This window comes from Flavobacterium sp. (genome assembly GCF_035292545.1).
Taxonomy (GTDB): domain Bacteria; phylum Bacteroidota; class Bacteroidia; order Flavobacteriales; family Flavobacteriaceae; genus Flavobacterium.
The window spans coordinates 19,651-43,936 of record NZ_DATDPV010000046.1; the positions used below are offsets into that span (position 1 = coordinate 19,651).

General features: G+C 33.7%; 21 protein-coding genes. 10 read left to right on the forward strand and 11 right to left on the reverse strand.

What is annotated here, in order from left to right:
- Positions 1-10 precede the first annotated feature (10 nt).
- Both VI621_RS07970 and VI621_RS07975 read left to right on the forward strand, forming a co-directional pair.
- Positions 11-430 carry a CBS domain-containing protein gene (locus VI621_RS07970; RefSeq protein WP_324217850.1) on the forward strand — a complete coding sequence of 140 codons (420 nt, stop codon included), beginning with the start codon at positions 11-13 and terminating at the stop codon, positions 428-430.
- A gap of 183 nt (positions 431-613) precedes the next feature.
- Positions 614-1,033 (forward strand): CBS domain-containing protein, encoded by a 420-nt coding sequence (locus VI621_RS07975; RefSeq protein ID WP_324217851.1) that lies wholly within the window; start codon positions 614-616, stop codon positions 1,031-1,033.
- 48 nt (positions 1,034-1,081) lie between these two features.
- On the opposite strand, the gene rpe is transcribed toward VI621_RS07975, so the two are convergent.
- From rpe to VI621_RS08020, 9 genes are all read right to left on the reverse strand, one after another.
- Positions 1,082-1,744: a ribulose-phosphate 3-epimerase gene (gene rpe, locus VI621_RS07980; RefSeq protein ID WP_324217852.1), complete on the reverse strand. Its 663-nt coding sequence runs from the start codon at positions 1,742-1,744 to the stop codon at positions 1,082-1,084.
- A gap of 172 nt (positions 1,745-1,916) precedes the next feature.
- Positions 1,917-2,780, reverse strand: a complete 864-nt coding sequence (locus VI621_RS07985; protein WP_007137700.1) for a sigma-70 family RNA polymerase sigma factor — start codon at positions 2,778-2,780, stop codon at positions 1,917-1,919.
- Between the two features lie 153 nt (positions 2,781-2,933).
- Entirely contained in the window at positions 2,934-4,709 is a 1,776-nt protein-coding gene (locus VI621_RS07990; RefSeq protein ID WP_324217853.1) for a hypothetical protein, read from the reverse strand.
- Positions 4,697-5,878, reverse strand: a complete 1,182-nt coding sequence (locus tag VI621_RS07995; protein ID WP_324217854.1) for a DUF4249 domain-containing protein — start codon at positions 5,876-5,878, stop codon at positions 4,697-4,699. Before VI621_RS07995 ends, VI621_RS07990 begins: the two co-directional genes overlap by 13 nt.
- Positions 5,879-5,896: 18 nt before the next feature.
- Positions 5,897-8,680 carry a TonB-dependent receptor gene (locus VI621_RS08000; RefSeq protein ID WP_324217855.1) on the reverse strand — a complete coding sequence of 928 codons (2,784 nt, stop codon included), beginning with the start codon at positions 8,678-8,680 and terminating at the stop codon, positions 5,897-5,899.
- A 5-nt stretch (positions 8,681-8,685) separates the two neighbouring features.
- Positions 8,686-9,438: a hypothetical protein gene (locus VI621_RS08005; RefSeq protein ID WP_324217856.1), complete on the reverse strand. Its 753-nt coding sequence runs from the start codon at positions 9,436-9,438 to the stop codon at positions 8,686-8,688.
- A 212-nt stretch (positions 9,439-9,650) separates the two neighbouring features.
- Entirely contained in the window at positions 9,651-11,792 is a 2,142-nt protein-coding gene (locus VI621_RS08010) for a polyribonucleotide nucleotidyltransferase (protein ID WP_324217857.1), read from the reverse strand.
- A gap of 147 nt (positions 11,793-11,939) precedes the next feature.
- On the reverse strand, positions 11,940-12,206 hold the full coding sequence (gene rpsO, locus VI621_RS08015; protein WP_324217858.1) for a 30S ribosomal protein S15: 267 nt from the start codon (positions 12,204-12,206) through the stop codon (positions 11,940-11,942).
- 150 nt (positions 12,207-12,356) lie between these two features.
- Entirely contained in the window at positions 12,357-12,812 is a 456-nt protein-coding gene (locus tag VI621_RS08020; RefSeq protein WP_324217859.1) for a GAF domain-containing protein, read from the reverse strand.
- 74 nt (positions 12,813-12,886) lie between these two features.
- Here VI621_RS08020 and xrtF point away from each other — a divergent pair, with 74 nt between their 5' ends.
- The 8 genes from xrtF (at position 12,887) to VI621_RS08060 (ending at position 20,056) form a co-directional block, all read left to right on the forward strand.
- On the forward strand, positions 12,887-13,441 hold the full coding sequence (gene xrtF / locus VI621_RS08025) for an exosortase family protein XrtF (RefSeq protein ID WP_324217860.1): 555 nt from the start codon (positions 12,887-12,889) through the stop codon (positions 13,439-13,441).
- Positions 13,419-13,862, forward strand: coding sequence for an exosortase F system-associated membrane protein (locus tag VI621_RS08030; RefSeq protein ID WP_324217861.1), 444 nt, complete (start codon positions 13,419-13,421; stop codon positions 13,860-13,862). Before xrtF ends, VI621_RS08030 begins: the two co-directional genes overlap by 23 nt.
- Positions 13,863-13,922: 60 nt before the next feature.
- On the forward strand, positions 13,923-14,753 hold the full coding sequence (locus VI621_RS08035) for an ATP cone domain-containing protein (protein ID WP_324217862.1): 831 nt from the start codon (positions 13,923-13,925) through the stop codon (positions 14,751-14,753).
- A gap of 16 nt (positions 14,754-14,769) precedes the next feature.
- Complete coding sequence (locus tag VI621_RS08040; protein ID WP_324217863.1) at positions 14,770-16,125, forward strand: MBL fold metallo-hydrolase; 1,356 nt, start codon at positions 14,770-14,772, stop codon at positions 16,123-16,125.
- 53 nt (positions 16,126-16,178) lie between these two features.
- Positions 16,179-16,601, forward strand: coding sequence for an HYC_CC_PP family protein (locus tag VI621_RS08045; protein ID WP_324217864.1), 423 nt, complete (start codon positions 16,179-16,181; stop codon positions 16,599-16,601).
- Positions 16,602-16,678: 77 nt separating this feature from the next.
- Positions 16,679-18,691, forward strand: a complete 2,013-nt coding sequence (locus VI621_RS08050; RefSeq protein ID WP_324217865.1) for a TonB-dependent receptor plug domain-containing protein — start codon at positions 16,679-16,681, stop codon at positions 18,689-18,691.
- A gap of 19 nt (positions 18,692-18,710) precedes the next feature.
- Positions 18,711-19,052 (forward strand): heavy-metal-associated domain-containing protein, encoded by a 342-nt coding sequence (locus VI621_RS08055; RefSeq protein WP_324217866.1) that lies wholly within the window; start codon positions 18,711-18,713, stop codon positions 19,050-19,052.
- Positions 19,053-19,330: 278 nt separating this feature from the next.
- Positions 19,331-20,056 carry a DedA family protein gene (locus VI621_RS08060; RefSeq protein WP_324217867.1) on the forward strand — a complete coding sequence of 242 codons (726 nt, stop codon included), beginning with the start codon at positions 19,331-19,333 and terminating at the stop codon, positions 20,054-20,056.
- 111 nt (positions 20,057-20,167) lie between these two features.
- Here the strand turns inward: VI621_RS08060 and VI621_RS08065 are convergent, their stop codons facing one another.
- Positions 20,168-22,525 carry an MG2 domain-containing protein gene (locus tag VI621_RS08065; protein ID WP_324217868.1) on the reverse strand — a complete coding sequence of 786 codons (2,358 nt, stop codon included), beginning with the start codon at positions 22,523-22,525 and terminating at the stop codon, positions 20,168-20,170.
- A gap of 95 nt (positions 22,526-22,620) precedes the next feature.
- Positions 22,621-24,249: a chaperonin GroEL gene (gene groL / locus VI621_RS08070; RefSeq protein WP_324217869.1), complete on the reverse strand. Its 1,629-nt coding sequence runs from the start codon at positions 24,247-24,249 to the stop codon at positions 22,621-22,623.
- Positions 24,250-24,286: the final 37 nt, after the last annotated feature.

Genomic DNA, 24,286 nt, shown 5'->3' on the forward strand with positions numbered 1-24,286 from the left:
GATTACGATCATGAAACAACATGTCCCCATTGCTTCAATCATGTCTAAGAATGTGATTAAGCTTAATCTGTCAGATGACTTAACAAAGGCCGAAACTCTTTTCAAAAAACATAAAATAAGACATATTCCGGTAGTTGATGGGAATGTGATTTTAGGGATGTTGAGTTATACCGATTTACTTCGAATTAGTTTTGTGGATGCAGTCGATGATGATGACGAAGACGTAGATACTACAGTTTATAATTTATTTACTGTTGAGCAGGTTATGGCAAAAAAATTAGTTACCGTAAGTCCCGAAACCACAATTAAAGAAACCGCACAAATTCTGTCTACAAGAGAGTTCCATGCCTTGCCAGTTTGCGAAGGAAATCTGTTAGTCGGGATTGTTACCACCACTGATTTAATCAAATATTTAATCGACCAGTATTGATTTGAATTTAAAAAGATTCTGGGTAATCTATTAATTCTGCTTTTGGTCAGCTCAAGGCATAAATATCAAATCAAGATTTAGGATTTGAAAATAATAAATATATTTAATCAGATTTACTGATAAACATCATGTTTTTGTTTTTTATTATCGAATAACTTTGAGTGTAATCTAAAACTAAAAGTTATGAAACATAGCGAACCAGTATCAGCCATTATGTCCAAAAATGTAATTAAATTAAATATAGCTGATGATTTAACAAGAGCCGAATTGCTTTTTAAACAAAATAAAATAAGGCATATTCCTGTAGTAGACGGAAATATAGTTTTAGGAATGTTGAGTTATACCGATTTGTTAAGGATTTCTTTTGTAGACGCCGTTGATGATGACTCAGAAATAGTGGACACTACGGTTTATAATATGTTTACAGTTGAGCAGGTTATGGCGAAAAAATTAGTTACCGTAAGTCCCGAAACTACAATTAAAGAAACGGCAGAAATTCTGTCAACCAGAGAATTCCATGCCTTGCCTGTTTGCGAAGGAAATCTGTTGGTCGGGATTGTGACCACCACCGATTTAATTAAATATTTAATCGATCAGTATTGATTAATGAAAAAAGGCTCCGATATTTTTGGGAGCCTTTTTTATTATTTTTTAAATTGTTGTCAATTTCTTCAAATCCGAAATCGTCTGGGTTGGATTTTCTGCCTTAAATACATAATTTCCTGCCACTAATGCATCTGCGCCAGCTTCTACCAGCTGAACGGCATTTTTATCGGTAACGCCGCCATCAATTTCAATTAGGGTTGTAGCACCATTTCTAGTGATGATTTCTTTTAGATCTCTTACTTTTTTATAAGTATTTTCGATAAAAGATTGTCCGCCAAAACCAGGATTTACACTCATGATGCAAACCAAATCAATGTCTTTTATGATATCTTCCAGTAAACTTACATTCGTATGCGGATTAAGTACCACTCCGGCTTTCATACCTTCGGCTTTTATAGCCTGTAATGTGCGGTGTAAATGGTTGCAGGCTTCGTAATGAACGGATAATATATTTGCGCCTAAATCTGCAAATGTTTTGATATATCGATCCGGATCTACAATCATTAAATGTACGTCGATTGTTTTTTTGGCATGTTTTGTAATTGCTTCCAAAACAGGCATCCCGAAAGAAATATTAGGAACAAAAACGCCATCCATAATGTCTATGTGAAACCAGTCGGCTTCGCTGTTGTTGATCATTTCGATGTCACGTTGCAAATTGGCGAAATCTGCCGCTAGTACGGAAGGGGCAATAATGGTATTGTTCATGGTGTAGTTGTGTTGTTTGTGCAAAAGTAGTTTATTCGTGGATTTGTTGATTTTTTATTTTAAAAAAAATTAGGATAGATTCCTAAAAAGTAAAACTCCGGTAATCAGCCGGAGTTTCAATCATCAATCAAAAAACGAACAGTCATGAGACTGTTGTTGTGGTAATTTAGGATTAACCTAAATATGTTTTTAATATTTTACTTCTTGAAGTGTGTTTCAATCTGCGGATCGCTTTTTCTTTAATCTGACGCACACGCTCACGAGTCAGGTCGAAAGTTTCTCCGATTTCCTCTAAAGTCATTGGGTGTTGATCGCCAAGACCAAAGTACAAACGAACTACATCAGCTTCTCTAGGAGTCAATGTTTCCAATGAACGCTCGATTTCGGTACGCAATGATTCGTGGATTAATTCTCTGTCTGGATTTGGAGATTCACCTGAACGTAAAACGTCATAAAGGTTAGAATCTTCTCCTTCTACAAGAGGTGCATCCATTGATAAGTGGCGACCAGAGTTTTTCATGCTCTCTTTCACGTCATTTACGGTCATGTCAAGCTCTTTTGCAATTTCCTCAGCAGAAGGTGGTCTTTCGTTAGATTGCTCTAACAAAGCATACATTTTGTTGATTTTATTGATAGAACCAATTTTGTTCAAAGGCAAACGAACGATACGGGATTGTTCAGCCAATGCTTGCAAAATCGATTGACGAATCCACCATACAGCGTATGAGATGAATTTGAAACCACGCGTTTCATCAAAACGTTGTGCTGCTTTGATTAATCCTAAATTTCCTTCGTTGATTAAATCGGGAAGGGTAAGTCCTTGATTTTGGTATTGTTTTGCAACAGAAACCACGAAACGTAAATTGGCTTTCGTCAATTTCTCTAATGCTTTCTGGTCTCCGGCTTTAATTTTTTGTGCTAATTCTACCTCTTCGTCAGCGGTAATAAGGTCAACTTTTCCAATTTCTTGTAAATACTTGTCTAATGAAGCAGTTTCACGGTTCGTTACCTGCTTGGTGATTTTAAGTTGTCTCATATTTTTGTCTCCTCAATTTTAAAGTGTACAAGTGATTATACGTAGGGAGTGAACAAAAAGTTACAGGAGTTATGAAAATATTTTAATAATAAAAAAACAATCCCGTTTCAAATGGATGAAACGGGATGTTGATTCTACCTTAAAGATACTGTTTTACTTTACTTCTATGATGTCTTTTAGCGAGATAGGAGTTCCTTTTGCTGTAAAGCCTTCTATTGTTATTTCAAATATTCCAGACACATCGGAAGTATAAAATGAAGTTAAACTTTCCTTGCTTTCCAATTTTAGATCAGGAATCCATAGCAATTGATAACGGTAATCTGGAATTCTATCGTTTTTAGAGCTGGCCGAATAATCAGGCTGGTAATATTTTTTATTGATAAAAGGCCGTATGATTTTAGGTTTTATAATGTAATCGCCACTAAGTTTGGATTCATAATTACCGTTTTTAGTAATAAAATTTAATAGGCCATTAAAAATACTGGTTCCATAATAATAACCACCGGCAATAAAACTTACTTTATAGATGTTTTCGGCTTTAAAATCAAAAAGTTCATCGATGTCCTGAATTAATAATCCGTCAACCAAAACCAATGTGGGTTGCGGAAGCTCATTAAGGGGATCGTGATCCTCTATGCGTATGGAATATTTGTTATTTTCTTTGGTGAAATACACATCGTTAATAACTTCGACAATAGTTTCTTTTATAGTTGGGAAACGGCTGTAATCATCAAGAATATAATCTTTGGCTAAAGGATCATAAAAAGTTTTATAATTTTCTGATTTAGCAATGGAATCTGATTTCTTAGTGTAATAAGCATTTTCAATTTGGCTTGCAATTGATCTTTTTTCGAGACTTTCTTTTAATTCAGTCGATAAATCTTTAAATGGTTGTGATGAGAATTTTGAATAATCGATAGTACGAGGTTTATCAAGAGTTACAATAAAATTTTCTTTGTTTTTATCCATAACCTGAATAACCATATTTGAATTGAAATAAGCTTTTTCAAGATTAAAAATGAATTCACCGGATGCATTAGTTTTAATGATTTTAAAGACAAAAGGCTTTCCCGGAAGCGATAAAGCTATAGCTATATTTTCAATCCGTTCTTGTCCGGTTTTTGATGCTATTTTTCCTGAAATAACTTCTCCACGGAGTTCCGGTAGAAAAATTTCATTTTCGTTGCCTTGAAAGTTTTTTGTTGGATTTATAAAAGACTTAGCAAAATCGATTGAATTTAATTGTTTTTTTGAAGGTAAGTTTTCGACTTTTCTTACCGATAGGGAATAACTGCCGTTTTCAAAATCAATGTTAGAAGTTTTAATATTTAAATTAACAAGTTCTCTATTTGTATATGTTTTTTTATCCAACCCTATTGAGAAAATTTTATTTTCAGAGGTGTTTAATTCATTCGCAGATTGATTTTCCGATTTGTTTTCGCCTGATGAAATGGAAGGATTGGCTGGCTTGATACTCATTTCCTGACTAACCTGGAATGGATTGATTATAGTTATATCCATTTGATAACATGCCTCTTCCGATTTGTTAAGCATCCAGTTCGTATATGCAATTAGTTTATAATTACCAGTTTGAAGTGTGGTAGGGATGAAAAAATCACCCTGGCCGGTTCCGTTTTTAAGGAAAAACTTTTGTTTAAATACATTTTCTTTATTACTATCAATAAGTTCTACATAAGCTATTTTGCTAAGTGTACTGATGTTATAATTTACAGGATTTAAACAATAAAGTTTATAGTATAAAGTCTCGCCTGAAACAAAGGTCGTCGCGTTGGAATGAACGTAAATGGTTTCATTGAAAGCATTTATAAAAGACTTATTTTCCGCTGAAACAACAGTTTTTTGAGCCCGGCTTTCTGGACTTAAAATCATCAAAAATGATAAAAGTAATAGGTGTTTTATTCTATCCAAAATGAAGGGATTATGTTAGATGAAAAAGAAGTGCAGTCGCCACATACAGGTATAACCATATGATATTCTGGATAGCCGTGAGCAAAATAGCGAACGGTGTTATTCTCTATTGCATTTATAAGTTCTGATGTCGTTGAAGGAGGGCCTGGATCTGTAAGGTTAAAAGTAACAATATGACAATCATTAAAGTAAGGCGGTAATGGTTCATCTGGAAATAAATCGGCATAATTAAAAAACATTCTTTTTGTTGAAACGGATGAAACGTCAAAAAAACCAATTACTTTTTCGTTAGGATTTTCAATAGCTCTTATATTACCATAGAAGAATCCGGGCTGATTTTGGGATAAAATACTTCCGGAAGAAGATAAATCTTTCAAGGTTTTATAGAATGTATGCGATTCTAGATTTTGAACGTACTGTTTGACCAAAATACTATATCTGTGCGAAATAATATAATTTTGATCACTTATAAATCGAACGGGGAAGTTAACCCTGTCTTCACTTTGTTCGTTAGTACTCGTTAAAATATTAGTATTAGAATTAACAGAAGAGTAACAAATTCTTGTATTGGGATCTCTTATTGAAAGCTCAAAAGCATTTGAAAGCGAATTATAATATAAATCATTTGGACTCCATTTTGGAACAATGACTTTATATGTTTCTTCATAAGTGTAACGATAATATTTTGAAGTGTTTGTAGGGTCAAAGCTGTTGACGTTTATTTGAACCCCTCTTTCGCCGTCACCTTTCGTTACAACAGTAGGAATAAGGCTTTCTATTTGGTTTGCTGTAGTTAAAGTTTGGTTATTTGACTGGTAGGTTTTGCCATCTGCGGTTGTGATATTCAATTTATATTGTCTGTCGGGAACTGCCTGAAACTCAGAAGTCGAAATATACATTTCTGATTGCTCTTCAAAATCATAGGTGTTTCCCTGATCATCAGTGATAATAACTGTGGCTCCAGTTTCAAATGTTGGTCCATTCTCTTCAAAACGGTAGGTCCTCGAAATTTTTATTTCTTGTTTTTTAAATTCATTGGTAATGCTTGCTTCAACAACAATTGCTTCTTCAAAGGTGTTTGTTTGTAGAGCATAAGGTTCCGTGCAACTTACTATCAGAATTGACAGTAGAAGCAGGGTTAAGGTTTTTATAAAGATTATTTTTTTCAAAATTATTTATTTTATTTATTAAAACTTAAAATTATAAGTTATGGTTGGAACCGGAATTGAAAATATTGATGTCTTGTATGCTTTTATTTTCCCATCATCTGTAACGAAATAAACAGAGTATGGATTGTTTCTTCCCAAAATATTATAAACAGATATGTTCCAAAAACTATGTGCCAGTTTTTTTATTTTGTGATTCCCTTCAATGTTAACACCAATATCTAATCGATAATAATCAGGAATACGGTACATGTTACGATCACTGTAAAGGGTGTATTCGGAATCGCCATAGGTATAAGTCCCAATCGGAAAAGTTATTGGTCTTCCGGTTTGATAAATAAAATTAGAAGAAATGCTATAGCGTTTTGTAATTTTATAGTTCATCACGATGCTCATTTCGTGGGGTTTATCAAAATTCGCCGGAAAAAATTCCCCATTATTTACTTTTTCATCATCAAATTCACTATCCAGTTTTATAAAAGTACGGGAGTAAGTGTAACCAATCCAGCCGTTTAATTTTCCGATTTCTTTTTTAAGCAATAATTCGACTCCGTATGCTTTTCCTTCGCCTTGTAAAAGTTCAGTTTCAATATTTTCATTCAAAAGCAATTGTGCAGCGACTTTATAATCAAGAATATCCTTTGTTTTTTTGTAATAACCTTCTAAGCTCAATTCTAAATCATTTTTATACACATTTTTATAGAAGCCTAATGACAACTGTTGGGCGCGTTGGGGCCTTACATTTAAATCAGAAAGTTTCCAGGTATCAGTTGGCGATTGAGTTGTATTACTGGATAGCAAATGGATGTATTGATTGGTTTTGTCATAACTCGCTTTTACAGAAAAATCATCGGTCAAAAAGTATCTTGCTGCAATACGAGGTTCAATTCCTCCGTAAGTTTTGATTACTTCGTTACGGTCAAATTCTTTTACTTCGATAACAGTGGCATCGTTTAAAGGAACGCCTTCCTGATAAATTCGTTGATTTGATTTTCCTAAAGCGGCATAATAAGAATAGCGCAATCCGACATCTATTAATAATTTGTCGCTTACTTTGAAATTGTCTGAAAGGTAAACGGCAGATTCTAATCCCCGTTCTTTTTGAATATTTATAGGATTTAAAAGAGATTCACTGCTTTTTGGATTAAAATCACCGGGACTGATATTGTAGAGTTTACTTGAAATACCATAACTCAATTTGTGCCTGTCATTAATCAGATAGTTGAGTTTTAACATTAATTGGGTGTCATTTAATTTATAACCAAAATCAAATGAATTCAAATTGGTATTTTCATAGTTAATATTGAATTTATATTCACTGTTTGTAAAAATAAAAGCCCCTTTATTTTTGGCATTAAAAGTATGATCCCATTTTAAGGAAGCCAATCGGTTGCTATATTTATATACTGAATCAGAAGATACACTATAGGCATCATGACTATAATATACTGTTGATTCAAGAGAATTATTACTGTTGAAGTCGTGGTTGTATTTTATAATACCATCATAAAATGAAGCTTCACTGTTTTTTAAGGATTCTTCTTCTAAGGATCTTAATATCCAGCCAGAATAAGTTGCTCTTCCGCCTAATAACAAACTGGATTTGTTCTTGATTATTGGTGTTCCAATGGAAAGATTACTGGTAACCGGACCAATACCTCCTTCGCCGGTTAGTTTTTCCATATTGGCTTTTTTTGATGTTATATCAAAAACCGAAGATAATCTTCCGCCAAATTCTGCCGGAATACTTCCTTTATAGATGTCGGCTTTTTTTGTTGTAAAAGGATTGACTGAGGAGAAAAAGCCAAAAAAGTGCGCTGGATTATATAAGACGGCATTATCCAAAAGAATTAGGTTTTGGTCTTCTTTTCCACCTCTGACATTGTATCCTGCAGAGCCTTCACCGGTAGTTTTTATGCCAGGCAATGTTGTGGCAACTTTAAAAATATCTCTTTCTCCAAGAATTAAGGGAACATTTTTGATTGATTCGATATCTATTGAAATCAGTCCGGTAACGGTGGATTTAATTTTATTGTTAAGTTTAGTATTTATGATTACTTCATCAAGTATGTTTGACTTTTCATCAACGTTTAGATCTAACTTTCCGTCATTATAAAGCACCAGTTTTTTAACCACTTTTATGTGATTCAAAGATTCAGTTTCAACTATATTAACACCTGGAGAAAGCTGAATTGTATAATAACCTTCATTATTGGTGACCGCACTGCTATTGTTGTTTTTTACCCTGATGGTTAAATTTGGAACCGGTTCTCCAGTTTTAGAATTTTTGATTTGACCGGAGAGAATGAGAAGTTTTTTATCTGTATTTTTAGTTTCTTTCCCAATAAGCGTTAGTGCATCATTTTTTTTAGAATCAGAATCATCTGTAGAATTGTATTCCTTATGGAATATCGGTTTTTCCAAAACTTCATTCGGTACTTTAGTCGTATTATTTGAAGTTAAAAAACCAAAATAATTTTCTGGTAATTTATCATAAATAATACTATTGTTAGTTAATATTACCGTGTTTTTGTCAATAAAAAAATTCAGACTTGTGCGGTTAAAAATAGCTTCTAAGATTTCCTCAATTGGCATATTAATATAACTTCCGGAAATTAGACTGTTTTCATTTTCTAACCATTCTGGGTCAAAATAAAATTTATAATTTGTTGATTGTTCAATGTTTTGTAACGCTGTTTTTCGATTGATGTCTTTGAATTCTAATGATATTTTATCTTTTTTCTCCTGCGCGAAAAGTATTAGATGAAAAGTTAAAAGAAGTACTGTTAATATAAGTTTTCTCATGAGTTTTAATTAGATCCGTTTTGGAGAAAATTATTAATATATTTCATTAGGTTTTCCATGAATTGTTTTTTGTCTAATCTTTCCATTTTTTGGTTCATCAGATAAAATTCATTGATTTGATTTTTATACTCAGGAAATATTGTTCTGATGTCTTTTTTAGAGCTTACTTTTTGAAAGGTGTTTTTGTGATATAAAACATATTCGTTGTCCTCTTCAAATACATCATAAACAGTTTTAACATTTATAAATTCTCTTCTGTCCTTGTGATGTTTTATATAAAATATATAGGTTTTTCCAATTACACATTCTTCATAATATCCATTGATAAATTCAGGTTTTGGTGATTTGAGGTTACTTAAATTTACAAAGTTTTTTCCGTGGATTAAAAAAGAGTCTGTTTTTTCCTGGGTTAGATTTAGACCCATATAATCATATGCACTGTTTGGTTTTAAGACCAATAGATCTCTGTAAATGTCATACTTAAGATTAACATCATAATAAACCTGACCATCATAGCTAACATTCCCTTTGCTGAATTTGTCCGTGATATAATAGCTGTCACTTTTGTCTATTGTTTTGTAAGGGTAGATATGAAGTGCTCCATTGTTTATTGCCAAATTTTCTTTTCCTACGATATTGTCAAACCAATTATATAGAGAAATCTCAGAACTTATTTGGCCATAAGTACTGAATCCATTGATTAAAATGACTAATAAAGTTATTGTCGATAAATGAATTTTTGATTTTCCTGATTGCATCCTTTTGTGTTGGTTTCTTGTATAATTAATTTGGTGTTGTTTTAATTATATTTCCACAAAAATAAAATTAAATCTTACAAAAACATAAATTTAAATAAATATTTTCACATATAAATTTATGAAAAAGAAATAAGTCTGAAAAACAAAAATCCCGTTTCAAATTAATGAAACGGGACTTCCTATAAATAAACCTTTAGTAAACTAAGATCTGATTACTCTTTTCTTTCCTCACGCGGAGGTCTTGGTAAAAGTGCTTTTCTTGACACTTTTTCTTTTCTTGTTTTTGGATCCATACCTAAGTATTTCACTTGAAAAACATCACCCATTTTTACAACATCAGCAACGTTTTCTGTACGTTCCCAAGCCAATTCAGATACGTGAAGCAATACTTCATTTCCTGGTGCTGCTTGGTATTCTACCACCGCTCCAAAATCAAGCATTTTGATTACTTTCACTTCGTAAGCTTCTCCCACAACTGGTTTGAAAGTTAACGAGTCAATTTTACGTAATACAGCTTCGATTCCGTCAGGATCAGTCCCAAGAATTTCAACTACACCTTGCTCATCCACTTCGTTGATAACGATCGTTGTTCCGGTAGATTTTTGTAATTCTTGAATCACTTTTCCACCAGGTCCGATCAACGCACCAATGAAATTACCAGGAATAGTTACCTTGATGATTTTCGGGGCATATTTCTTAACTGTAGGTTTTGGTGCAGCTAATGTTTCTGTTATTTTTCCAAGGATATGCAAACGACCATCACGAGCTTGAGCTAATGCTTCTTCCATGATGTTATAAGCCAATCCTTCGATTTTGATATCCATTTGACAAGCAGTAATTCCGTCAGCAGTTCCGGTTACTTTAAAGTCCATGTCTCCCAAGTGATCTTCATCACCAAGAATATCAGACAATACAGCAAAACGACCTGTTTTTTCGTCAGAAATTAATCCCATTGCAATACCAGAAACGGGTTTGATCATTTGAATACCCGCATCCATAAGCGCTAATGTTCCAGCACAAACTGTAGCCATAGAAGAAGAACCGTTAGATTCTAAAACTTCAGATACAATACGAATCGTGTAAGGACAATCAGCAGGAATCATGTTTTTCAAAGCACGTTGTGCTAAGTTTCCGTGACCTACTTCTCTTCTTGAAGTTCCTCTAAGAGGTTTTGCTTCACCTGTAGAGAAAGGTGGGAAGTTATAATGCAAGTAGAATTTTTCTTCTCCTTGTTGAGATGGCGAATCAATTTGGTTTGCTTCTCTAGATGTTCCTAAAGTAGCTGTTGCCAATGCTTGAGTTTCTCCTCTTGTAAAAAGAGCCGATCCGTGAACCGATGGCAAATAATTTACTTCAGCCCAGATAGGTCTGATTTCAGTAGTTTTTCTTCCGTCAAGACGCGTTCCTAAATCTAAAGTTACATTACGAACCGCTTCTTTATTAGATTTAGAGAAATATTTAGAAATTAAATCTCCGTTTTCTGCCAATTCTTCTTCAGTAAATAAAGATTTTACTTCTTCTTTTACTGCTGCAAATTGAGCTGTTCTTTCGTGTTTTGCTGTTCCTTGTTTTGCAATAGCGTAACACATATCGTATGATGCAGCATTTACTTTTGCGAAAATGGCTTCATCTTCTTTTTCCTGATCGTAAGTTCTTACTTCTTTTTTACCAAAAGCAGCAACCAATCTTTCTTGAGCAGCAATTTGAATTTTGATTGCTTCGTGAGCAAATTTAATGGCTTCTACCATTTCGTGTTCTGAAATTTCTTTCATTTCACCTTCTACCATCGCGATAGAATCTTTTGAAGCACCAATCATCATGTCGATATCAGACAATTCTAATTGCGTACGGCTTGGGTTGATGATAAATTTACCGTCAACTCTTGCAACACGAACTTCAGAAATCAATGTTGAAAAAGGAATGTCAGATAGAGATAAAGCTGCCGAAGCTGCTAAACCTGCTAATGCGTCTGGCATTACGTTTTCGTCATGAGACATTAACTGAATCATCACTTGCGTTTCAGCGTGATAATCTTTTGGGAAAAGTGGACGCAATACACGGTCAACCAATCTCATTGTTAATATTTCACTATCACTAGGTCTTGCTTCTCTTTTGAAGAATCCACCTGGAAAACGTCCGGCAGCAGCAAATTTTTCGCGATAATCTAATGTTAAAGGCAAGAAGTCAATTCCTGGACTTGCTTTTCTGGCAGATACTACGGTTGCAAGCAACATAGCGTCTCCCATTTGTACTACTACAGATCCATCAGCTTGTTTGGCCAATTTCCCTGTCTCGATTGAGATGCTTCTTCCATCTCCTAAATCGATAATTTCTCTTGAAACTTTTGGAATCATAATTTTATTTTCGTGATTAAACAATGGGTTTTAGTTGTGTTGTAGTTGTTGTGTAGTTATTTGTCTAAAACCCAATGAAAAACCAAACTTTTTTTCGCAATATGTGTAAAAACAAAAAGAGGCGCGTGAGCACCTCTTTTTTATTGATTATTTTCTAATATTCAATTCTTTGATAATCTCACGGTATCTGTTGATTTCCGTTTTCTTCAAGTAGTCAAGTAAGCTTCTTCTTTTACCTACTAACAATACTAATGAACGTTCTGTGTTGAAATCGTGACGATTTTTTTTCAAATGCTCAGTTAAGTGGCTAATTCTAAATGTGAACAAAGCAATCTGACTTTCTGATTTACCTGTGTTCGTTGCTTCTCCGTGTTTAGCGAAGATTTCTGCTTTAATCTCTTTAGTTAAATACATTCCAATATTGGTTTAATGATTTTTATGTATGACGTATATCTATTATACGACCGTGCAAAAGTAATATTTATTTTTGGAAATACAAGAATAAATCTTTTTAATAGTTTAATTTTCTGTTTGCCAGTTAATTAAACTATTGTGGAATTCGAATTAATACAACTTTGCAATTTCAGCAGTTACAAACTCCAAAAATCGCTCATCAGCTTCTGTAAAAGGATCTAAAACATTTGAATCAATGTCAATCTGACCAATATTTTCGCCGTTTACAAAAAGCGGAACCACAATTTCTGACTTTACCGTAAAACTGCAGGCGATATAATTGTCTTGTGCCTGAACATCCGGCACAACAAAATTCTCGTTTGAAACCGCCACTTGTCCGCAGATTCCTTTTCCGAAAGGAATAACCGTGTGGTCTGTTGGTGCGCCAACATAAGGGCCAAGATGTAACGTTTTAGTTTCGTGGTTTGCAAAATAGAAACCAACCCAAGTATAATAATCTACATTGGCTTCAAGAAGTTCACAAATTTTCATCAACTTCTCGTCTTTTGAAATAGATGTGTTTGCTGTAATTTCAGTTACTTTTGGTTTTAATGCTTCGAAAGTCATGTGCTTAAAATTTTTATGCAAAAGTATTTAAATATGGGTATCTAATTTTATATAAATTTGTTAAAAATTCCAATTTGAAAAATTACTGGATTCAATACAAGCCTTTTTTGCTTTTTCTCGGAAAATTTGCCTTGACCTATTTGGTTCTGACCATTATCTATCAGGGTTACCTGAATCAATTTGACGAAAAAACTTTCGAAGTAGATGGGTTTACGCAATTGGTTGCAAAACAAACCGAACAAACTTTGTTGTTTTTCAATGGAGATGCGAATACCGAGTTGCATCCTAGTCAGCCTAACGTGAAACTTTTTTACAATCAAAAATATGTAGCGCGAATTATCGAAGGCTGCAATGCATTAAGCGTGATTATTCTTTTTGTCGCTTTTGTGGTCGCTTTTACCGGAAAATTAAAACACACACTTTTATACATAATAGGAGGAAGTTTGCTGATTCATGTGCTGAATATTGCTCGAATTGCGCTTTTAGCGGTAGCTTTATATCATTTTCCAAATCAGGAACCTGTTTTACATGGAGTGGTTTTTCCGTTATTTATTTATGGTATTGTCTTTATTTTGTGGGTTATTTGGGTTAATAAATTTTCATTATATGCTAAAAAAACTGCTAAATAATAAGTTGAGAATAGCCTTAGCAATGATGTTTGCCATACTTTTAGTTTTGGTACGGGCATACGAAAACACGTTGTTTTACGATCCTTTTTTGAATTATTTCAAAATGGATTATACCAATTTGCCACTGCCGAAAATTGATAATGTCCAATTGTTTTTCGGATTATTTTTTCGATATTTCCTGAACATGATTTTATCGTTGGCTATAATTTATATCCTTTTTAAAGATTTTGGGCTGACCAAATTTGCTTCTGTCTTATATCTTGTGTTTTTTATAATTCTTGTTACCGCTTTCTTTTTTGTGCTTTCATTTTATGGTGAAGAAAATAAAATGATGTTATTTTATATCCGTCGATTTCTGATTCAGCCACTATTTTTATTATTATTTATCCCTGCTTTTTTCTACCAGAAACAAAATAAGTAATCTTTTTTCTGTACCTTTAATGATGGTTTTTATTTATTTAATTGTCAGATAACCAAGGTTATGAAAATAGTAAAGCATTCTGGAGACATCGTTGAATTTAATCCCGAAAAACTTAAAAATTCACTCTTGAAATCTGGTGCTAGCAATTTAGTGGTCGAAAGTATTCTACAAGCGATTAAAAAGGAAGTTTATGAAGGAATATCTACCAAGCAAATCTACAAAATGGCTTTTGGTTTATTAAAGAAAACGGCCAATTCTAATGCTGCACGTTACAATTTGAAAGCCGCCATCCAATTATTAGGCCCGGCTGGTTTTTTCTTTGAAAAATATATCGCCCGACTTTTCGCTTCAGAAAAATATAAAACCATAACCAATTTAACTTTATTTGGTAAATGCGTGTCGCATGAGATCGATGTTTTAGCACAAAAAAATGATGTTTTTTCCATGATTGAGTGTAAATTTCATGTCGGAAGGGACGCTGCTTCGGATGTAAAAACGCCGATGTATGTATTGTCTAGATTTAATGATTTAAAAGAAAGAAAACAATCCATTTTTACCAATAAAGATATGGTGACCAAATGTTGGATCGTTACCAATAAAAGATTTACATCAGATGCTGTCGATTTTGCAAAATGCATGGATTTGAATTTGTTGAGTTGGGATTATCCTAAAAACAACAATTTAAAAACCAAAAATGATGATAACTGTCTGTATCCGGTAACATGTTTAACAACTTTGACCCTAGCTGAGAAAGAAAAATTATTGATTTTGGATGTGATTCTGGTAAAAGAATTAGTAAATAATTCTGATAGTCTGGATAAAATTGGATTGAGTTCCAATAGGATAAAAAATGTGATGAGAGAAGCATCAGAATTATGTAAGTGGGTTTAAATTAAAACAACATCAAATGAAAGTAAAATTTATTGGTGGCGCGGGAACTGTAACCGGTTCAAAAACATTAGTTGAAAGCAATGGCATTCGGATTCTGATAGATTGCGGACAATTTCAAGGCATTAAACCGTTGCGGGAACTCAATTGGGAACCGTTGCCCATTTTGCCTTCAACGATAGATTTTGTGTTGTTGACCCATGGTCATTTAGATCATTGCGGCTGGTTGCCGAGATTGGTCAATCAGGGTTTTAAAGGAAAAATATATTGTACCAGTCCAACAAAAGATATTACTAAGCTCATACTTTTGGACAGCGCCAAAATACAGGAAGAAGAAGCCAATAAAGCCAATCAGGAACATTATTCCAAACACAAAATTGCGGAACCACTTTACACTGTGGAACAAGCCGAAAAAGTTTTCCCGCTTTTCAGAGTCATTAAAATCAATGAGCCAATTCCTTTGGATGCGGAAATTTCAGCAGTTTTCATCAATGCGGGACATATCATTGGCGCCTGTAGTATTGAACTGATGCTCGAAAATAAAACCCTGGTTTTTTCTGGAGATATTGGTCGTGACAATGATGTATTAGTATATCCGCCGACGAAACCCAAAAAAGCTGATTATGTCTTTTTGGAAAGCACCTACGGCAATCGCCTTCATCCCGACACGGATGCCAAATTAGAACTGGAAACCTATATCAACAACACCGTAGAAAAAGGCGGAACCGTCATTATTCCGAGTTTTGCTGTGGAACGCGCCCAAAGTATCATGTATTTACTTTGGCAACTTAAAAAAGAAGGCAAAATTCCAACTATTCCATACATCATAGATACGCCCATGGGAATTAGTGCGTTGGATATTTTTACCAATAATCCAAAATGGCATAAATTGTCTTTGGAAGAGTGTTACGAAATGGCTAAAATGTTTGCTTTGGTTTCTGATTACCAGGAAACGATGCAAACTATTTTTGACAAGCAGCCTAAAGTGGTAATCGCCGCAAGCGGAATGGTTACCGGCGGAAGAGTGTTGAGTTATCTCGAACATTATATTGGCTTACCACAAACTACCGTGATTATCGTAGGCTATCAGGCTGAAGGGACGCGTGGCAGAAAATTATTGGAAGGGGCAAGAGAAATTAAAATGTATGGAAAATATTATCCGGTTTTGGCAAACATTCTGGAAATAGAAGGCTTGTCGGCCCACGGTGATCAAAAAGATCTGCTCAATTGGCTTTCCGCATTGGAAAATAAACCTAAAAAAGTGTTCTTGGTTCATGGCGAAAATGAACCGGCAGACGAACTCCGTATAAAAATTCAAGAAAAATATGGTTTTGATTGTACTGTTCCTTTAATGGGACAAGAGTTTGATTTGTAAATTTTTAACAGGAATTTGATTTTATAAGTTCATTAAATGATTACTTTTGCAAAATGAAATTCAAAAAGCACATTAGTTTCATTCTGGCATTTTTCCTGTTGGTTTCCAATTCAGGAATAGCATTTAATGTGCATTTTTGTGAAGGAAAAATATCATCTGTTTCTTCTGTTTTTTCAAAAAGTGAGATTTGTGAGATGCCGGTTCAGCCTGCAGAAAAAAAATGTTGTGCTGAAAAAGCAAAATCGCACGAAAGCTGTTGCAAAGACAAAGTGGTTAATCTTCAGGACAAAGCGGATGATTCAGTTATAAAAATATTCTCATTTCATTTAGATATTCCTTTTTTAATTGAAGAATGGAAACCGGTTGTTTTTTCTTCAATTCCAAATTTCAAAAGCAGTCAAATCACTTCGTATTTTTGTGATGCGAATGCGCCTCCGTTTTTCAAATTATACCATCAATATATTTTCTACGCCTGATTCTAATGTTTTGTAAAAGTTAAATCGTTCTTTTTTGCGGTTTAAAATTTCTTTTTAAAAACATTAAAATCATTTTTATGCAAAAACAAATTTCAATACTTTTAGTGTGCTTGTTTTCTCTTTTCCAGTCTTTTGCGCAAGATACGTTGCAAGCGGTGAAAGTGGAAGCCAGTCGTAAAAGTTTAAAAAAATCATATACCACAACGGCAAATACGACCATATTAACAAGCAAAGAATTGCTTAAAGCTGCCTGTTGCAATCTTGCCGAAAGTTTTGAGACCAATCCTTCGATAGACGTCAATTTTTCGGACGCACTGACCGGAACGAAGCAAATCAAAATGCTCGGTTTAACCAGTCCCTATTTGATGATTACCGAAGAAAATATCCCTTCGGTTCGTGGCGCTTCCCAAGCGTATGGATTATCATTTACGCCTGGAACCTGGGTTGAAAGTATACAGATCACCAAAGGCGCAGGCTCGGTGGTGAATGGTTTCGAAAGTATTTCGGGACAAATCAATACCGAATTGATAAAACCGGTAAATGACATTCCGTTTTTCCTGAATGTCTACGGTTCTACAGATTCCCGATTTGAATTAAACACCCATTTCAATAAGAAAATTTCGGACAAATGGAGTAGTAGTTTGTTCGTTCACGGAAACACCAGAGTTTCTAAAAACGATATGAACGATGACGGTTTTCTTGATAATCCTTTGGCAAAACAAATCAATGTTTTAAACCGTTGGCAATATACCAATGCCGAAAAAGGGTGGGTGAGTTTTATCAATTTTCGGTATATGAATGACAAAAAGCAAACCGGAGAACTGGATTTCGATCCGGACAGAGATAAAGGCACAACCAATTATTGGGGTTCCGAAATCAATACGGAACGCTTTGATGTTTCGACTAAATTAGGTTATGTTTTTCCGGATATGCCTTATCAAAGCATTGGTTTTCAAAATGCTTTTAACAGCCATGACCAAGGCTCTTATTTTGGTTTGAACCAATACAATATCAAACAAAAAAGTTACTATTCGAATCTGATTTTCAATTCAATTATCAGTAATACGATGCATAAGTTCGCTACAGGCTTGAATTTCACGTATGATCAGTATGATGAATTCGTCAACGTGAGTGATTTTAGCAGAATAGATAATTCGGTAGGTGCTTTTTTTGAATATACCTATGATAATACCGATAATTTCAGTTTAGTTCTTGGAGGAAGAATTGACAATCACAACCGTTTGGGGACTTTTATAACGCCAAGATTACACGCGAGATACAATCCCTGGGAGAAAGGAGTTTTAAGATTTTCTGCCGGAAGAGGAAAACGAAACGCCAATATTTTTGCCGAAAACCAACAGCTTTTCGCCAGTTCAAGAACGTTTGATATTCTGGATACCAATGGAAAAATATACGGTCTGAATCCTGAAATTGCTTGGAATTACGGTTTAAGTTTTATGCAGGGTTTTATTTTATTTAATAGAACTGCAGATGTGGGTTTCGATTTCTACAGAACCGATTTTCAGAATCAGGCGGTAGTTGATTTGATGCAAAGTCCACAACAGGTTTTGTTTTATAATTTGGATGGAAAATCCTATGCAAATAGTTTGCAAATCGAATTCAATTATGAATTGATGAAACATTTCAATTTGAGAACCGCTTACAAATACTATGATATTCAAACGGATTATTTATCAGGAACTTATCAAAGACCTTTACAGGCGAAACATCGTTTTTTTGGAAATTTAGGGTATGAAACGCATATTGCAGAAAAAGGAAAACAATGGAAATTCGATTATACCTTTAACTGGTTAGGAGAACAACAGTTACCCAATACATCAACAAATCCGGAAGCAGACAGATTACCTGAATTTTCTCCGTCATTTTCTGTGATGAATGCACAGGTAACCCGAACTTTTTCTTCTACTTTTGAAGTCTACGTTGGAGGGGAAAACATTGGGAATTATAAACAGGATAAAGCAATTCTTGGTAGCGAAAACCCATTTGGCCCTACTTTTGATACATCAATAATCTATGCGCCGGTTTTTGGACAAATGTATTATGCCGGATTGCGTTTTAAAATCAAATAATTTTTAAATATATCAAATTATGAAAAATATAATAATCGTAATGTTGCTGATATTTGTTGGATTTACAACTCAAGCACAAGAAAAAAAGAATAAAAATGCCAAAGTGGAATTTCAGGTAAGTGGAAACTGTGACATGTGCAAAAAGCGTATCGAAAAAGCAGCCTATTCGGTTCCCGGAGTAAAATCGGCAGTTTGGAGTATTGAAACTCAAAACCTGAATTTAATAGTAAATGAAGAAAAGACTTCTACTCTTAATATTAAAAATGAGATTGCAAAAGCTGGTCATGATACCGACGAGGCAAAAGCGACACAAGCAGATTATGATAATCTTCATACTTGCTGTCAATATGAAAGGAAATAATTTAAAAGCCCAAAATGAAAATTTTGGGCTTTTTTTTTGAAATTAGATAACTCTGATAAATTCAAAAATTCCGATGATTCATAGAAAAGATATTGCGTGTTTAAATATTGTTATAACAACCAATAGTAAAATTTGATAAAATTGCATCAAGATTTTCGAAATATTGATTTTTTACTTCAAATAGTTAATTAAACTTTAAAGTGAAGGCAATAAATTGCGGTTAAGGTAAATTATCCGTACTTTCACGCACGAATAATTTAAGCATAAAACCCCATAGAATGAACGATTTTGACTGGAAGAATTTGATTGATCCTCTTTTTTATATTCACTTTGATGTCAATGGTATAAAATTAGGAATTTATATAGTCTTATTTATTGTATTTGCTGAAACCGGACTATTTGCCGGCTTTTTTTTACCGGGCGACAGTCTGCTTTTTTTAGCGGGAATTTATAACCGGGAGTTGATGGAAAATGTAATGATTCTTGGAAGTGATTTCCTAAATGTTACAGTTTTGTCAACGTTGGTAGCTGTGGCTGGAATATTGGGGAATATCGTAGGATATTGGTTTGGTTCAAAGAGTGGTTATTATTTATACAACAAGGAAGATACTTTTTGGTTTAAGAAAAAATACCTTATTCAATCAAAAGATTTCTTTGAAAAACACGGAGGAAGAGCCATTATTTTTGCAAGATTCTTACCAATCTTTAGAACTTTCGCCCCAATAGTTGCCGGAATTGTGACTATGGAGAAAAAGAAATTCATGTTTTACAATGTTGTAAGTTCTTTTCTTTGGTCATTCACTTTAATTTTCGCTGGACATTATTTGTATGGTTTTTTACTTGAAAAGTATCAAATAGATTTGAAAGAACACATCGAATTGATTGTAATAGGTTTGGTTGCAATCACTATTTTACCAGTTATTTATAAGTTTGCCAAGAAACTCCCAGTAGTAGTGGAAGAAGGATTGGAAGAACAAAAAAAGGAAGAAGAAAAACAAGAATAAAGAAATAGTTTCATAAATAAAAAAATCCGTTCACATTGTGAACGGGTTTTTTTATTTAACCTAAAAAGTTTGGTCATATGTTTAAAGAAAAAGATTAATTTTTAGAGAGGACTATTCTAAAGAAAGGGTCTTAACTTCGGAGATAAATTTTCCGTCTGCCGAAATTCCTTCAATTAAGATTTTTACACTTTTTTGATTAAGATTTGGAATAGATAATTTAACAACACTGCCTTCATTTTCAATATTGCCTTCCCAAAAAATGGTGCCATATTTATTAAATCCATTACTGTCAAAAGATTCATATTCGGGCATTATGAAGATGTTTTCAGCAGCAAATGCATTTTTGATTAAGAATGATTTTGATTTTGATTTTCTCGGAACTGCTCTGTAATCTTTGTTTGTATAAATTTTAATAACGCCGGATCCGGTCGACTGAATGTTTGTGCCGTTTTTATTTATGAAAATTTCATTGATAAATTTTAAGGAAAAATTGTCAAGTATGTCAAAATCATAGATTTGAACGTCGTCTAAAAACACCGATGGAATATTTGGTCTTGTAATCGATATTCGAGTCCGTCCTTTTATATACACTGTTCCGGCTTGACTAGCGGCATCAAATCCATGTGCGGCAATGAATTGAATTACATTGCTGTACATTTTATAATCACCATCTGCTATTTTGTACCCTCTTGACATGCTGTTTCCAAATTTATCTTGATTGGTTAAAACCGGTTTTTTAGGTTCGCTAATTATACTTATATCATTTAATTGGATAGCATCTTTTAAAGTTGGAATATCAATTTGTACAGGATTAATATTCTTGGTTTGATTTTGATTACAAGTGCTGTTCTTGATTTCTAAAGATTTAAGGAAAGGTTTGTCGTTGTTGATGATTTGCGGGTAGTAATTCAACTCTTTGTATTTTTCTCCATTTTTCACGAGTGTGAAATTAACTTTTAAAGAATCACTGGCGATAAAGTTATTGAAGTAGAATTCATTGTTTTCTTTAATGTCCGCTAATTCATTAATTCCTTCTACAAATGAAAATAACTGGACTTTGTATTTTTTCCTGTCATCCAATGTTTCGTTAATTATCCCTTTTAATGTAAGTCCTTTGTTAAACGGATATTTAACAATAGGTATTTTTTTCATTGCTTCCCATTCATACTTGCTTATTTTTTGGTTCAACAAAATGAGATCTAAATCAAAATATTTCCTCTTTGAAGGATTTTCAAAAAAATAATTACTATTAGGAATACTGTTTTTCAAATAAGGATTTAGCAGCAAAGAGCTGAAAATTGTACTTTCATTGTTGGAGCAAATGGTCCCTTCCGGTAAAATGGAAATGCCTAATTTTATATTTGAAGAAGTTGATATGCCATTAATTTGAATGCTGTCTGATTTTTTTTTGAAAACTTCCAGATTAAGTTCAAAATTATTTTTATGAGATTTATAAATAATTCGCTCATTGAGCTGATTTAAATTTTCATCAATGATTCTCAAAACATTTATCCCATCAAATAAATCTTTATTTGACAGAATTATGGGATGGTCATTTTCATTTATTTGAAAATTCACGATATTGATTCTGTCATTTTGATTCACTGTGAGATAAAGATTTTTTCCAATCAAATTTCTTTTGGATTGCTCATTTGTTCTTATCGAAACAAAGGTTTTAGCCTCATTTGAAAAATTGTTTACAAGTAATAATGTTCCATTTTCTTGCGGTAAAGGAAGGAATTTCTCAATTTTATTATTATTATAAGTGAAAACAATTTTATAGTTTTCTTTTCTGGCCCGCATTATTTCAAATTTGCCATAGCCAAAAGCATTGGTCTGAAAACTTGAGATTTCTTCTCCTTTTTCATTGATCACTTTAGCTTCTGCAATAGATAAGCCTTCATTATTGCAATCCATTACAGAGATTCCGATGGTGTTGTTAATTCCTTCCAAAAAAATACCGCCTTCTGGATGAAATTCTATTTTTGGATCGGAAGCCACATAAGCAATTTCCCCTTCATTACTATTGATGATTTTAACTCTGAAAATAGAGGACTCGTCTTCATGAAAATTATTGCTCCAATTAGTATAAACCTGTAAATAATATTTTCCTGATTTCAGGCTATTGTTTAATTTAAAATCACCTTGAAAGACGCCATTTTCGGCAAAAAACAATTTAGTGTCTAATTTTTTTCCTTCAGGATTAAATAAAATGACATATATATTTGTGGTTTCTGTATTTGGGATGTTATTTTTTTTGTCATATACAAAGCCTTTAAACCAGATACTTTCATTTGTTAAATAAATGCTTTTATTGAATTGAATGTGAAAATTTTCTCTATCCAATTCAAAATATTGACTGGTAATATTGGCTATTTTTTCTTCAATTGATTGTGATTGAATGTTTTGAATTGTAAAAAAAGCGAATACAGTCAAGAATAAATTAAAAAGTTTTTTTTGAATTTTCATAATTTTGGATAAGTATGTGGTTTTTTTTAGAGTATAAATATAAAAAAACCCAAAGAGATACTTCGGGTTTTTCTTATATTTTTAATAAAAAAGTATTACATCATTCCTGGCATTCCGCCACCCATTGGGTTTCCGCCACCGTTCTCTTCTTTAATTTCTACCAAGGCACATTCAGTAGTCAAAATCATTCCGGCAACTGATGCGGCATTTTCCAAGGCAACGCGAGTCACTTTTTTAGGATCGATAATTCCGGCTTTTAGCATGTCTACATATTCGTCGGTTTTTGCATTGTAACCAAAATCACCTTTTCCTTCAGCCACTTTTGCTACTACTACAGAACCTTCAAGACCTGCATTTTCAACAATAGTTCTCAAAGGAGCTTCTACGGCACGAGAAATAATTTGAATTCCTGTAGCTTCATCAGCATTGTCAGCTTTTAAATCTTTTAAGACGTTTTTAGCTCTTAACAAAGCAACACCTCCACCGGCAACAATTCCTTCTTCTACAGCAGCACGAGTAGCGTGAAGCGCATCGTCAACTCTGTCTTTTTTCTCTTTCATTTCTACTTCAGAAGCAGCACCAACATAAAGAACAGCAACTCCACCGGCTAATTTAGCCAAACGTTCCTGCAATTTTTCTTTGTCGTAATCAGAAGTCGAAGCTTCCATTTGACCTTTGATTTGATTGACACGATTTTTAATCATATCAGCTTCACCAGCGCCACTAACAACAGTGGTATTGTCTTTGTCGATAGTCACTCTTTTTGCAGTTCCTAGCATTTCGAGTGTGGTGTTTTCCAACGTGTAGCCTCTTTCTTCTGAAATTACAGTTCCGCCTGTTAAGATAGCAATATCTTCTAACATCGCTTTTCTTCTGTCTCCGAAGCCTGGTGCTTTTACAGCAGCGATTTTTAAGGCGCCACGTAATTTATTTACAACCAATGTTGATAAAGCTTCGCCATCAACATCTTCTGCGATAATCAATAATGGTTTTCCTGATTGTGCTACTGGTTCTAAAACCGGTAGTAATTCTTTTAAAGAAGATACTTTTTTGTCATACAAAAGGATGTAAGGATTTTCCAATTCTACTTCCATTTTCTCCGGATTGGTAACAAAATAAGGAGATAAATACCCTCTGTCAAATTGCATTCCTTCCACAACATCAACAAAAGTATCAGTTCCTTTGGCTTCTTCTACGGTAATCACTCCTTCTTTTCCTACTTTGGCGAAAGCATTAGCGATTAACTCACCAATCACTTCGTCGTTATTTGCAGAGATAGAAGCAATTTGTTTTATTTTTTCAGAATCACTTCCTACTACTTTTGCTTGTTTTGCTAAATCAGCTACAATAGCTTCAACAGCCTTGTCAATTCCTCTTTTCAAGTCCATTGGATTGGCTCCGGCCGCTACGTTTTTCAAACCTTCTTTTACGATTGCCTGAGCTAAAACTGTAGCAGTTGTTGTTCCGTCTCCTGCTAAATCATTGGTTTTAGAAGCTACTTCTTTTACCATTTGAGCACCCATATTTTCTAAAGGGTCTTTCAATTCAATTTCTTTTGCAACGGTAACCCCATCTTTAGTAACGGTTGGTCCGCCAAAAGATTTTCCAATAATTACATTACGTCCTTTTGGTCCCAGGGTTACTTTTACTGCATTTGCCAATGCATCCACACCGCGTTTTAATCCGTCACGTGCTTCTATATCAAATTTTATATCTTTTGCCATTTTATGTTTATTTGTTGATTCGTTAATAGGTTGATTC